The organism is Pseudomonas sp. P4_B3, assembly GCF_056402295.1.
Genome location: NZ_JBFUHR010000015.1, coordinates 1 through 12,574, shown reverse-complemented (window position 1 = coordinate 12,574; position 12,574 = coordinate 1). Strand labels below are relative to the sequence as shown.

Annotated in this window: 14 protein-coding genes; 4 read left to right on the top strand and 10 right to left on the bottom strand. The window is 58.5% G+C overall.

What is annotated here, in order from left to right; translation table 11 throughout:
* Positions 1–29: 29 nt before the first annotated feature.
* On the bottom strand, positions 30–935 hold the full coding sequence (locus AC1DWG_RS18320) for a hypothetical protein (RefSeq protein ID WP_477765058.1): 906 nt from the start codon (positions 933–935) through the stop codon (positions 30–32).
* Between the two features lie 567 nt (positions 936–1,502).
* On the opposite strand from AC1DWG_RS18320, the gene AC1DWG_RS18315 reads away from it, so the two are divergent.
* Complete coding sequence (locus AC1DWG_RS18315) at positions 1,503–2,555, top strand: alpha/beta hydrolase family protein (protein WP_477765059.1); 1,053 nt, start codon at positions 1,503–1,505, stop codon at positions 2,553–2,555.
* A 151-nt stretch (positions 2,556–2,706) separates the two neighbouring features.
* On the opposite strand, the gene AC1DWG_RS18310 is transcribed toward AC1DWG_RS18315, so the two are convergent.
* The gene (locus tag AC1DWG_RS18310; RefSeq protein WP_401116737.1) at positions 2,707–3,048 is read right to left on the bottom strand and encodes a winged helix-turn-helix transcriptional regulator; all 342 of its coding nucleotides are present in this window, start codon (positions 3,046–3,048) and stop codon (positions 2,707–2,709) included.
* Between the two features lie 97 nt (positions 3,049–3,145).
* Here AC1DWG_RS18310 and AC1DWG_RS18305 point away from each other — a divergent pair, with 97 nt between their 5' ends.
* Together AC1DWG_RS18305 and AC1DWG_RS18300 are read left to right on the top strand one after the other, a co-directional pair.
* Complete coding sequence (locus AC1DWG_RS18305) at positions 3,146–3,472, top strand: nuclear transport factor 2 family protein (protein WP_477788128.1); 327 nt, start codon at positions 3,146–3,148, stop codon at positions 3,470–3,472.
* Positions 3,472–4,251, top strand: a complete 780-nt coding sequence (locus AC1DWG_RS18300) for an SDR family oxidoreductase (RefSeq protein ID WP_477788127.1) — start codon at positions 3,472–3,474, stop codon at positions 4,249–4,251. Before AC1DWG_RS18305 ends, AC1DWG_RS18300 begins: the two co-directional genes overlap by 1 nt.
* A gap of 347 nt (positions 4,252–4,598) precedes the next feature.
* On the opposite strand, the gene AC1DWG_RS18295 is transcribed toward AC1DWG_RS18300, so the two are convergent.
* From AC1DWG_RS18295 to AC1DWG_RS18265, 7 genes are all read right to left on the bottom strand, one after another.
* Positions 4,599–4,727 (bottom strand): hypothetical protein, encoded by a 129-nt coding sequence (locus AC1DWG_RS18295; protein WP_477788126.1) that lies wholly within the window; start codon positions 4,725–4,727, stop codon positions 4,599–4,601.
* Positions 4,728–4,842: 115 nt separating this feature from the next.
* Complete coding sequence (ctlX, locus tag AC1DWG_RS18290) at positions 4,843–5,781, bottom strand: citrulline utilization hydrolase CtlX (protein ID WP_477788125.1); 939 nt, start codon at positions 5,779–5,781, stop codon at positions 4,843–4,845.
* Positions 5,782–6,015: 234 nt separating this feature from the next.
* A complete protein-coding gene (locus tag AC1DWG_RS18285) occupies positions 6,016–6,495 on the bottom strand; it encodes an Lrp/AsnC family transcriptional regulator (RefSeq protein ID WP_007974731.1) in 480 nt (159 codons plus the stop codon).
* A gap of 12 nt (positions 6,496–6,507) precedes the next feature.
* Positions 6,508–7,269, bottom strand: coding sequence for an ABC transporter ATP-binding protein (locus tag AC1DWG_RS18280; protein ID WP_007986657.1), 762 nt, complete (start codon positions 7,267–7,269; stop codon positions 6,508–6,510).
* Positions 7,270–7,325: 56 nt separating this feature from the next.
* Complete coding sequence (locus AC1DWG_RS18275; protein ID WP_477765064.1) at positions 7,326–8,036, bottom strand: ABC transporter permease; 711 nt, start codon at positions 8,034–8,036, stop codon at positions 7,326–7,328.
* Positions 8,033–8,758 (bottom strand): ABC transporter permease, encoded by a 726-nt coding sequence (locus tag AC1DWG_RS18270; RefSeq protein ID WP_477765065.1) that lies wholly within the window; start codon positions 8,756–8,758, stop codon positions 8,033–8,035. The genes AC1DWG_RS18275 and AC1DWG_RS18270 overlap by 4 nt, the downstream gene beginning before the upstream one ends.
* A 59-nt stretch (positions 8,759–8,817) precedes the next feature.
* Entirely contained in the window at positions 8,818–9,597 is a 780-nt protein-coding gene (locus tag AC1DWG_RS18265; protein ID WP_477788124.1) for a transporter substrate-binding domain-containing protein, read from the bottom strand.
* Between the two features lie 530 nt (positions 9,598–10,127).
* Between AC1DWG_RS18265 and AC1DWG_RS18260 the strand changes: the two genes are divergently transcribed.
* Complete coding sequence (locus tag AC1DWG_RS18260) at positions 10,128–11,174, top strand: ornithine cyclodeaminase (RefSeq protein WP_477765067.1); 1,047 nt, start codon at positions 10,128–10,130, stop codon at positions 11,172–11,174.
* A gap of 144 nt (positions 11,175–11,318) precedes the next feature.
* Here the strand turns inward: AC1DWG_RS18260 and AC1DWG_RS18255 are convergent, their stop codons facing one another.
* A complete protein-coding gene (locus tag AC1DWG_RS18255; protein WP_477765068.1) occupies positions 11,319–12,431 on the bottom strand; it encodes a CapA family protein in 1,113 nt (370 codons plus the stop codon).
* Between the last annotated feature and the right edge of the window lie 143 nt (positions 12,432–12,574).

Genomic DNA, 12,574 nt, shown 5'->3' with positions numbered 1-12,574 from the left:
GCTCATCTCGGTGCTTACCGGCGCCAGCGTTAGGGCTCTGCTGGCCGCAGATAGGGCTCGATAAAGCCGCAGCCAAGGATCTCGTTCAGGCGTTGTGCATCGTTCATTCGGCGAAACAGTCCAATAGTCTTCCACGGCGCGTGACCATCGACATTGGGCGCTCCCAATCCGGCCAACAGGTCGGCGATCAGTATTGATCGGGTCTCGAAAGAGATGCGTGTCAGCCCGGTGCTATTGCCGACGCCGGTATGGGCATGAGCCCCGGAAAAGGCGATCAGGCTCCCCGGAGCGATATCGACGGCAATCCCCTCCCGCGGGTCGATCGCTTCCAGCAGATGCGGAATGGCTTCGTCGGCATCCACGGCATTGCGGCCGTCTCGATGGGATCGCTGCAAAATGGTGCGCATATCGAAATCTGCGCTCGAATTACCCAGCGGTCGCTGCCAAAGGCCTGGATACAAGGCGACGGTACGCCCTGCCGCGATGGGATAGATGGGCGCCCACCAGTTGGTTTGTGCATAGATATTCGACCCCCAGGTATCGCGGTGAAACGCGATGGTGGCCGTCGTGCGGGCACGCGGTATCGACTGCCCTGGCTCGCAATGCGGCTGAAAACGCAAATGCAGGCGATCGCACGCCAGGGTATCGGGAGCGATGCCAAGGCTTTGCACGACGTCCTGCCAGCGCTGCTGGACCTCAGCCGAGCCTGCGAAGTCGTTCTGAATTTTCGCAAAGCGCTCAGTCTGTTCAGGGTGGCTCAAATAGCGATGGATCTGTTGCGGCGACCAGGGATGCAGCGCGTCTTCGAGGAACGCACGCGTATATTCCACCAGCGCCGTCATGGGCTGCAGGTCAGTGAAGCGAATGATCTCGCCAGCATAGATCCGGTCATGCAATTGGCGAGCGGTGCTCGGTATGGCAAGCGAGCTGTACATGACTGGAAGTCCCCGGAAGGTGCGCCCCTGACTTTAGATCCACGCCGATTGTGGCGAAAGTGGCAGGTGGGGTGAAAAAGCGCGGATCAGGCCCTGGGGCCGTGAGCAACAGGCGACCTTCAAGCCATGAATGGGGCGCTTATGGCAGTTCTTAGCAGGCAGTTAACGGCCGATTCTGTTGAAAAAGTCGGTTCGCCCAAACAGCCTGGTCATTGACTGGTTAAAACGCCTTTTTTGCACACTGCTATGTGAAATCTGAGTCCGGAAGCCTCTGCCGAAAGTAAAGATTTCAATCTCGGACGCATACTTTTCTGCTGCGGAAACCATGGTCGACTTTTTCAACAGAATCGGCCAATAGCGGCCCTTCGGACTTGCCCCGAAAGCCCGGCTGCTGACCGGTCAATGCAGATAACGAAAACTATGCATGTCAGTCGGAGTATCGGCTTTAATGTCGGTGCAGATTCACCTGCTCACGGCGCTGGCTTTCTATAATTTGCGAGATGTGATGCACGCTATCAGTGGGTTTCAGGTTCTGAACCCCTATCTAAATCAAGGAAGACAACCCCATTGAAAACAGCTCTCGGCGCCCTGCTTTTAACCTGTCTGACGACCAGCGCTCTCGCTGACGTCAACTCTGTCGGCTTCCAATCCTCCACCCTGCCGGACCCACACAATGAGCGACCGCTGGAGATGGTCGTCTGGTATCCCAGTACAACGACCGTCACCCCACAGTTGATCGGCGACGATGTGGCGTTTGTCGGTGCTTCTGCGGTTCGCAACGCGCCACCCTCTGCTGGCGAGCACCCATTGGTGGTGCTCTCCCATGGATTCAGAGGCAATTGGAACAATCAGAACTGGTTGGCGAGTGCATTGGCCCATAAGGGTTACATTGTCGCAGCGGTCAACCACCCCGGCACCACGACCCATGATCGCAGCCCGCAAGCGGCGGCGCAGTTATGGCAGCGGCCCATTGACCTGCATCGGGCCATTGAGGCGGTCACCACTCAACCTGAAAAATTTGGCGTGGTCGCAAAGCGTCAAATTGCTGTAGTGGGCCATTCACTCGGCGGCTGGACTGCAATGGAGATCGCCGGTGCTCGTTTCGACCCGGCCCTGTTTGCCCGTGACTGCAAACTCCATCCGCAGTTATCCAGCTGCACAAATTATCAAAAGATCAACCCTGAGAGTACTCCGGCATTAAAGGCTGGTCTGGCCGGCGATTTGCGCGATCAACGCGTCACCGCTGTGGTTTCTTTGGACCTGGGACTCTCTCGCGGGATGACCGATGAGAGCCTTGCGGCACTGCCGGTGCCGGTGCTAGTTATCGCTGCCGGCGCACCGTCGGTGGAACTGCCTGCTCAGTTGGAGTCCGCCAACCTGGCCACACGCCTGCCCCAAGCGTCCAGCCGCTATATCGAGATCAGTGACGCCAGCCATTTCAGCTTCTTGCCGATTTGCAAACCAGGTGCAGTGGCATTGCTCGAAGAGGACATTCCTGGCGATGGCATCATTTGCGGGGATGGCGACAATGCTCGCCCGCGCGAGGTAATCCAACAGCAGGTTACGTCACTGATCACCGAGTTTTTGACGCAGTCCGCGAACAACAAAGTGGAGCTCTAGGATTGCTGGCACTCGGCAACTCAGCAGACCTGAAATTTGCGTAGGAGCGCAATTTTTGTGTCGAATCCAGCCACCTATTACGATCAAAAACGTTTTTACACAGCCTCGGCCAATAGCAGCCTCTCATGTGAGGCTGCGAAACCTCGGGGGCTCAAGCATCTGGATTGAGCGTCTCCCTAAGTTCCGCCCATTGCAATAGTGCATCCAATGCCGGACACAGCGCCTGGCCCCACTCTGTCATGCGATATTCCACTTTAGGCGGTACTTGCGGATAGGCGGTGCGATGCACGATGCCATCCGCTTCCAACTGGCGTAACTGCTGAGCGAGCATCTTCTGGGATATCTCGGGGATTAGCTTTTCCAGCTCGGAAAAGCGTTGCACCTGGCCACCGAAGAGGTGGAACAGGATCACCAATTTCCAGCGGCCTTCGAGTTGCCGGAGCACTGCTTCCACGCTGCAGGCCGCGGTCGACGGGGTATAAATCTCTCTCATATTTACCTAACTTACTTTTTCGTGGGTTCTTGCCATTTGGTAAGCCTACAGCGAGCATGTGGGTGAAACCATCCTCACATCAGCGAGGAAATACGCCATGAAAATCGAATTGCCTGAATCAATCGCCAGCTACCTTGCAGCCGAAAAAAATACCGACATCGAGATACTGGAGCGCTGCTTCGCCACAGACGCCACCGTGCGCGACGAAGGCCACACCTACAAGGGACTGGAGGCTATCAAAGCCTGGAAGCAAGCCTCGCAGGCCAAGTATCAATACAGCATCGAGCCATTGAGTAGCTCGCAGAAAGGACTGACCGTCACCCTGCTCGCTCGGCTAAGCGGAAACTTTCCTGGTAGCCCCGTCGAGCTCACCTACACCTTTGTACTCGACGACAGCAAGATCGCATCCTTGGAGATCCGCTGATGAGCATCGCACTGGAACTCGAAGGCCGCCAGGCATTGGTCACCGGAGGAACCAAGGGCATTGGAGAAGCCGTCGTCAGCCGCTTACGCGAGGCTGGCGTAAAAGTCCTGGTAGCGGCGCGTTCGCGTCCCGAGCACCTGCCCGAGAACATCTTCGTCTCGGCGGACATCACCACCAGCGAGGGATGTGCCAGCGTCATTGATGCCGTCCATGATCGTCTCGGCGGGCTCGATATCATCGTTCATGTCGCAGGTGGATCATCGGCTCCCGCCGGTGGCTACGCGATGCTCGATGACCAGGAATGGCAGCGGGCTCTGGACCTGAACCTGCTCTCGGCAGTTCGCCTCGACCGAGCACTACTGCCCATGCTGCTCAAGCAGGGTTCGGGCGTCATCATCCATGTCACTTCTATCCAGAACCAGCTGCCGCTACCTGAATCCACCCTGGCGTATGCCGCTGCCAAGGCCGCGCTTTCGAACTACAGCAAGGGTCTTTCCAAAGAGGTCAGCCCCAAGGGCGTGCGTGTGGTCCGGGTGTCACCGGGATGGGTGGAGACGGAGGCCTCAGTCGCCTTTGTGAAGGAAATCGCGAGGCAGAACGGCACCGATTATGAGGGTGGCCGCCAAATCGTGATGGGCTCGCTGGGAGGTATCCCGATCGGACGCCCCGCCAGGCCAAAGGAAGTCGCTGATCTCATCGCATTCCTTGTCTCGCCGCTTGCGAGCTCCATTACTGGCGCCGAATATGTGATTGATGGTGGAACAGTTCCGACCGTGTGACGCTGTTCTTTAGTCAGCATGAATTGTGGCGTGCCCCGTACCGGCTTGCCTCCACTTTTCTGAGTGAAAGACAAAGCGTGAAAGTGAAAAAAGTAAATCTGTGTTCTGTCGCTTGAGCGTCTGCAATGGGTCGGTTTCAGCCGGTCGTGGAAGGCAGAAGTCGGCCACAAGCAATCGTTGGGCAGTGGCAAACAGGTGCCCCGTGTAGAAATCGAGCAGGAGGCGGATTTGCATCCGCCGTCCTCTCACACCGTACGTACGGGTCCGTATACGGCGGTTCAGGCTATGCGGCTAAGCCGGTTTATCATATCCAGAGCCGCCCGAAGTCCAGCCGGCGCAAGCTCCATTCACCGCGCTCCCCCCGCACTCAAGTCCAACGCCTTGGCGACTTGAGCGTCGACAATCAGCGTACCGACTGCAACTCGCGCCACTGCCGCAATGATCCGGCAATCGGCAAACTGACGGTTATGGATCAAACAAGAGTGCCGTCCCAGAGCTTCTCAGAACGGTGAAACCCCCTCTTCGTCCGAGTAATCGCGCATTTGCGCAATGACCTGGTCACCGAAGCGCCGGCGAAACTCTGGCGGACGATCATCGCACTTGTTCCTGGCTGGACGAATGCCTGGGCAGAAACACCTCGGCCAGCATGCAGCGCGCGCTGCCGCCACCGATGCGCTCGATGGTGTCGATGTTCACCGGCAACGGCGTGGTGTGAGCTTCGATCAAGCGACGCTGATCGGCGTCCAGCGATTGCCAGGCTGTGCGCGACATCACCAGCAACGGCTCGCCCGCTGCGTTGTGCACTTCCAGCATGTTGCCGGCAAAGGACTCCAGCTGCGCCCAGTTCAAGGCGATGACCTGTTTACCGCTGGTTTCGAGTCGGTTACGCAGCGCCGCACTTTCGCCCGGATGGGGCACGGACGCCAGGCAAACCACCGCCACACGGGTGCCGACACTCATCATGACGTTGGTGTGATAAATCGCCACGCCCTGGCGGTCCACCGCGTTGAACGCACACAGTTCATAGCCCAGATGGGTGACCAACTGATCCAGGGCCCGTGCGTGGGTGCGCGTGGAATAACCGGCGTAGCAGATCCGCTGTTGCCGATCCAGGACCATGCTGCCCGTGCCCTCGAGGAAAACCTCCTGCTCTTCGAGGCTGGACAGGTCCAGCAACTGCTCGACCCGGTATTCACCCAGCAACCCGTCGAGTACACCTTTGTCCCGCTCCAGACGCCGGTTGTGGCCCTGCATCGGATACAGGACCAAGGTGCCATCCGGGTGGCTGCTCCACCAGTTGTTGGGGAAGATCGAGTCCGGGGTATGCGGCGCTTCGCGATCGTTGTGCACCAGGACTTCAACGTCGTGCCGACGCAACGCGTCAACATAGCCATCGAACTCGGCCAGGGCCTTGAGTTGTACGTCTTCGGCAACGGTTGCCGGACGCTGGAAACGGTTGTTCGCCGCCGTGTCCTGATTGAAGGAAAAACGTGTCGGGCGAATCATTAATACCGTATTGGTGGTTTGCATGGGCACAGACTCAATGAGGGTCGAGAGAGGCTCATTGTCTGTTTCGAGGTGGGAAAAACCCGGTTGATAAAGGCTTTTGCGCTGATGAAAACGGCTGAAGATTGCTGGTTGCCCAGCCGATTCGGTGAGGGCCGGAAAGCAAAAGATCGCAGCCTGCGGCAGCTCCTACTTTGGAATGCGTATCCTTGTAGGAGCTGCCGCAGGCTCGGGCCGCGTTCGGACGATCTTTTGATCTTACTCCATGGTGGTCTTGACCATCGCCAGCTCCGGGTGGCTGACCAGTTTGTCGATGTGCAAATCCGGGTCGTCAAACCAGACCTCGGTCAACACCCGGTAATGCTCCATGTCACGGCAGCGCATGCGCAGGCTGTAGTCGAACGCGCCACTGATCAGGCGACATTCCAGCACCTGCGGGCAGGCCCGAACCTTGGCTTCGAAGGCCTTTTGCGCCGCGCGTCCGCTTTGGTTCGACAACGCCACCAGCACTAGCAACGACAAGCCCGGCGTCAGTTTCTTCTCATCGAGAATCGCGCCATAGCCGCGAATGACCCCAAGCTGTTCCAGCTTGCGTACCCGTTCCAGACAAGGCCTGGGGGTCAGGTGCACGCGCTCGGACAGCTTTTGGTAGGTGATGCGCCCTTCGTGGCGCAACACTTCAATGATTGCCTGATCGATACGATCAAGCACGATCGACAGATCGCGGATATCCGCCATGTACGCCTTGCCTCACTTCAAACGACCCGATAGAAATTGCTGCAAACGTTCACTGTTTGGCCGGTCGAGTATCGTAGCATCGCCCTGCTCTTCGACCCGCCCCTGATGCAAGAACAACACTTGGCTTGAGACCTGCCGGGCAAACCCCATTTCGTGGGTCACCATCAACATGGTCCGGCCTTCTTCGGCCAGCGCCTGAATCACCTTCAACACTTCACCCACCAGTTCCGGGTCGAGCGCCGAGGTTGGCTCGTCGAACAACAGGATTTCCGGTTCCACCGCCAGGGCACGGGCAATCGCCACCCGTTGCTGCTGCCCGCCCGACAGAAACGCCGGGTACTGATCGGCCACCCGTTGCGGCAAGCCGACCTTGTCCAGATACGCCCGTGCGCTCTCTTCGGCGGCCTTGCGACTCATACCCAGGACTCGACACGGCGCCAGTACGATGTTTTCCAGCACGGTCAGGTGGCTCCACAGATTGAAATGCTGGAACACCATCGCCAATCGCGTGCGCAAGCGCTGCAACTGCTTCGGGTTGGCGACACGCATGCCACCGACGCCCTGACGGGTGAGGACTCGCTCGCCATCCAGAGCAATAGCGCCTTCGTCGGCCCGTTCCAGAAAGTTGATGCAGCGCAGCATGGTGCTTTTACCCGAACCGCTGGCGCCGATCATGCTCACCACGTCCCCTGCCCGCGCGTTCAACGAGACGCCCTTGAGCACTTCGTTGTCACCAAAACGTTTATACAGATTTTCAACCGTGAGTTTGTACATGCGAATACTCCTGGAGCGGCACACTTATCGGCGCCGCTCTGGATAAATGATGGAAATCAGTGGGCCGGACCGAGAAAGCTCAGCCAGCGCTTCTCCGCCAGGCGGAACGCGCCGACCAGCCCGAACGACAGCACGAGGTACAGCAGACCGGCGATACCGAAGGCCTGAAAGGTCATGAAAGTCGCGGCGTTGGCGTCCCGGGCGACTTTCAGGATGTCCGGAATCGTTGCGGTGAACGCCACCGAAGTCGCGTGCAACATCAGGATCACTTCGTTGCTGTAGTACGGCAGCGCGCGGCGCAGCGCCGAAGGCAGGATCAGTTGCAGGTACAGGCGCCAGCCACTGAGGCCATAGGCATGTGCCGCTTCGATTTCACCGTAGGGAATGCTGCGGATCGCTCCGGCGAAGATTTCCACGGTGTAGGCGCAGGTGTTGAGGGTGAACGCCAGCAAAGTGCAATTCATTGCGTCGCGGAAAAACGCTTCGAGCAATGGCTGCGAACGGACCACAGCAATGCCGTAGATCCCGCTGTAGCAAATCAGCAACTGGATATACAACGGCGTGCCGCGAAAGATGTAGGTAAACAACTGAACCGGCCAACGCAAAACGCCCAAGCGCGAGACGCGCAAAATCGCCAGGGGCAACGACAGGAAAAAGCCCATGGCAATACTCGCCACCAGCAACCACAAGGTCATGGCCAACCCGGTGAGGGTCTCGCCGTCGCTGAACAGAAAGGGCTTCCAGTATTCGGCAATCAACTCGATCATCGCGCCATCCCCCGTACACCCTGGTTGTAGCGCCGTTCCAACACGCGCAAAACGTAGTTCGAAGCGCTGGTGATCAGCAGGTAAAGCGCTGCGGCCAGCAGCAGGAAATCAAGCATGTTGAACGTGCTTTTGCCGGCCTCCTGCGCGATTTTGACCAGGTCCGACAAACCAATGATCGATACCAGCGCCGTGGCCTTGAGCAGCACCAGCCAGTTGTTGCCAAGGCTCGGCAAGGCGAAACGCATCATTTGCGGGAACACCACGAATCGAAAGCGCTGCCAGCGGTTCAGGCCAAAGCACGCCGCGGCTTCCTGTTGCCCGCGCGGCACACTCAGAATCGCCCCGCGAAAGGTCTCGGTGAAATACGCACCGTAGATGAAACCAAGGGTGATGATGCCGGCCACGAACGGGTCGATTTCCATGTACGACCAGCCCATGGCCTCGGTCAGGGCGCTGAGCCAGCCTTGCAGGCTGTAGAAAATCAGCAGCATCAGCACCAGGTCGGGCACGCCACGGATCAGCGTCGTGTAAAAGGTCGCCGGTAGATTCAACAGCTTCAGCGGCGACAGCTTGGCCGCCGCGCCGAGCAGCCCCAGCGCCATGCTCACCAGAAGCGCGAGCGCCGACAGTTTGAGGGTGACCCAGGTGCCGTGCAGCAACAAAGGGCCATAGCCTTGCAGGGCCGAAAAGTCGAGCCCCAGAATATTCAGGAAGGAATTCACGCCAGTCACCTGTCTTGATGCGCCCCGGTCGCTGCGACACAGCGACCGGGGCGCGAGGATCAGTTGTTGTAGAGGTCCAGGTCACCGAAGTGTTTCTGCTGGATCTGCGCGTAGATGCCCTTGTCGTGCAGGGCCTTGATGGCGGCATTGAGCATGCCTTTGAGCTCTTCGTTGTCCTTGCGCACACCAATGGCGATTTCCGACGGTACCAACGGGTCGCTGATGCCTTCACTGTTCTGGAAGTCCGCACCTTGTGGCGAGGTCAGGAAACTCATCTGCGCTTGCAGCTTGTCCTGGATCGACGCATCGAGACGGCCATAAACCAGGTCGGCGTAGACCTGATCCTGGTTCTGATAGGCCCGCAGTTTCACCCCGCCCGGCCCCAGCTTGGCCTTGGCGTAGGTTTCCTGAATCGTGCCCTGCATGTAACCGATGGTTTTTCCACGCAGTGATTCGGCGGTAGGCAGCAGTCCGGAGTCTTTGCGGGTGACGATGGCGGTCGGTCCGGCGTACAGGCGATCGGTAAAGTCGATCTGTTTTTTGCGCGCGTCGGTAACGGTCATCGACGATTCGATGGCATCGAACTTACCGGCCTTGAGCCCCGGAATCAGCCCGTCGAAATCATTGCTGACCCACACGCAGGTCAGCTTCAGCTCGGCACATATCGCATTGCCCAGATCCACGCCGAAGCCCTGGACCCCACCATCGGCCGTGGTGGATTCAAAGGGTGGGTAGCTTGGGTTGACGCCAAATCGCAGCTCCTTCCATTCCTTGGCACTGGCGCCCGTGGTGCAGCAGAGCAACGCGAGTGCCGGCAAAGTCAGCCATTTGATGTTCATCTTCTAGAGTCCCGGATTATTTTGATTTATAGCGATCCGGCGCTTGCGTCGGACCACACTTTTTTGACAGGGGCAGAGAGTCGATGCGGTCTTCACCGCAGCCGTTTTTGTTGTTGTTTTCGACTGGAAGCAGCCAGTCGTCGGAGTTGTACTCCATCTCAAGCGGCGAACGACAAGCGCTTGAAACGGACCATCAGAATGCCAATTGCCGGGACGGTGCTGGTGTCGTAACCCCGGGTTCAAACAGCGTGCCTGTGCTGAACGAATGGCTTTCACAGCCGATGCTGTCGTCGCAGCAAGTCACTGTGTCCCCGCTTTAAGGGAGCGGCACAGGAATGTGCTTGTCTTTGCGGCCTTCTTCATTTGCATGACGATACTGCGGTGACTGTCACTTCGCCGATTGCGCTGTGCGCTCGCTGTTTTTCGACTTCTCTTGCTGTATCCACGGTCAGTATTGGCCGAAATCTTCTCTGAATTGCCTCGACAATAGTCCAGACCGGCACACCAAAAATCGCCCAAAGGAACCCAATATGACCCGTTACATTGACGTCAATGATCTGAGCTGCCTCGTCCAGGAAAAAGGCTTGCCTCGTTGCCTGATCGAAATGGCCGAGTACATCCGTCAAGACTACGTACGCTGGCCGGATTTCGAAAAATGCGCGCGCCTGGCGAACCACTCACCCGAGGGCGTCATCGAGCTGATGCCCGTGTCTGATGCAGCGCTCTACGCCTTCAAGTATGTCAATGGACATCCGAAGAACACCCACAATGGCATGCTGACGGTCATGGCCTTTGGTGCACTGGGAGACGTCGATACTGGCAAACCTGTGTTACTGAGTGAAATGACGCTGACGACCGCCATTCGCACCGCTGCCACATCTGCGCTCGCAGCCCGCTACCTCGCCCGACCGGACAGTCGCCGAATGGCACTTATCGGCAATGGCTCACAAAGCGAATTTCAGGCCCTGGCATTTCATACACTGCTAGGCATTACTGAAATCAGTCTCTACGACATCGATCCTGCCGCGACGGCGAAGCTGGTAGCCAACCTGCGGGCCTACCCCGCCATTCAGGTGACCGTTGCCAACACCGTCGCGCAAGCGGTAAGGGGGGCCGATATCGTGACCACGGTCACGGCCGACAAGGCCTACGCAACTATTTTAACCCCTGAGATGATCGAGCCCGGGATGCACCTCAACGCCGTGGGTGGCGACTGTCCAGGCAAGACCGAACTGCACCGGGACATCGTCGAGCGTGCGCGGGTCATGGTTGAGTACGAACCGCAAAGCCGCATTGAAGGCGAAATACAGCAGATGCCCGTTGACTCACCGGTTATCGAGTTCTGGAAAGTCATCAATGGTCAGACCCAAGGTCGCCAGCATGCCGGGGAAGTCACCTTGTTCGACTCGGTCGGCTTCGCCATCGAGGACTACTCCGCCTTGCGCTATGTGCTGGATGTTGCACGAACGCTCGACATTGGCAGCGACATTCAGCTGGTACCACAGCTGCAGGATCCCAAGAACCTGTTCTCGTTGCTGCAGCCTTCAGCAACTGACGATGTAAGGCTTCGGGCTTAATACCTAAACGCTGCGCCCCTGTGGGAGCGAGCCTGCTCGCGATAGACGTTAACGATAACGCGTGTTTCTGAATAAACGCGCCGTCCTTCAGTCCATCGTCGGAACGCCGCCCGAAGCAATCGAGTGTCGAGCCGCCAAAGGGGCTCACCAACGCAACTCAAAGGCATTTTTCGCACCCGGCTGGATGCTGCTGCCCAAACGTGCGCACTCGCGAGAAAGGGTGTCGTGCAGCCATTGACGGTCATCCCCTTCGGCGCGACAGATGCGAAAGCGACACAGGCGGGTGGGTATCAAGTCCAGCGACTGCAGGTGCCCGCCCGGGTCAAGCGAGGCAAAGTATAGAAGCCCCAGGTCGCCGCGAAAGGCTGTGTAGCCCTCGATGCCTTCGTAATCGTTCAGAAGATCACCGCAGCCATAGAGAATCAGGTGGTCGCGGTACACCTCGATGCCTTTGACGTGGTGTGAGGAATGCCCGTGCACCACGTCAACTCCGGCCTCGTCGATCAAGGCGTGGGCGAACCGGACTTGCTCGCGCGGGATATCGAACCCCCAGTTGTCGCCCCAGTGAATGGAGGCGACCACCAGATCCCGCGGTTTTTTGCCCTCGAGAATCCGTTTGGCCACAGGGCGCAGGCTTTGCATCGACAGATCCTCCAGCCGCGCGACGCCCGCGCGCTTATCCGTGGCGGCCCAGTCTGACGCTATGCCGCTGTCGGGTGCGCCGAGGCCAAACACCAGCAAGCGCCGCCCGCCAGGCAGCAGCAACACGGCGGGCGCTTCGGCAGATTGCCGGTTGTGCCCGGCGCCGGCGCTGCACATACCATTGCTCGCCAGGGTATCTAGCGTATCGGCCAGGCCGGCAGCCCCCCAGTCCAGCACATGGTTGTTGGCCAGCACGCAGCAGTCGATGCCGGCTGCGCTAATGACCGGGAAGTTCTCCGGGCTCATGCGGTAATTGATGCCCTTTGGCTCCGGTCGTCCGCGGCGGGACACCGCAGTTTCCAGATTGATGATGCGTGCGTGTGGCTGGCGAAGCTCGAACTCATCCAGCGCAGCGCCCCAGACATAGGTGAAATCGACTGGGCGGGGAATCGAACCATTGACTCGTTCTGCCAGCCGGACGTAATCGCCGGCATTCTTGACGTAAGCTTCGTAAAGCCGCGGATCGCCAGGATGCGGCAGTACTGCGTCGATGCCGCGGGCGGTCATGACGTCGCCGCAGAGAAACAGCTTAAGCGTATCGGTAACAGCTGCCATGGCACCCTCCCGAATATAAGTCGGGGGGGATGTTTCCATCCCCCGGCTTATTATTGGTTCTTCACGCAATCCCGGGGAGCACATATAACGAAATATCTGTAGGGGCTGCCGAAGGTTCGGGCCGCGTTCGGACGATCTTTTTG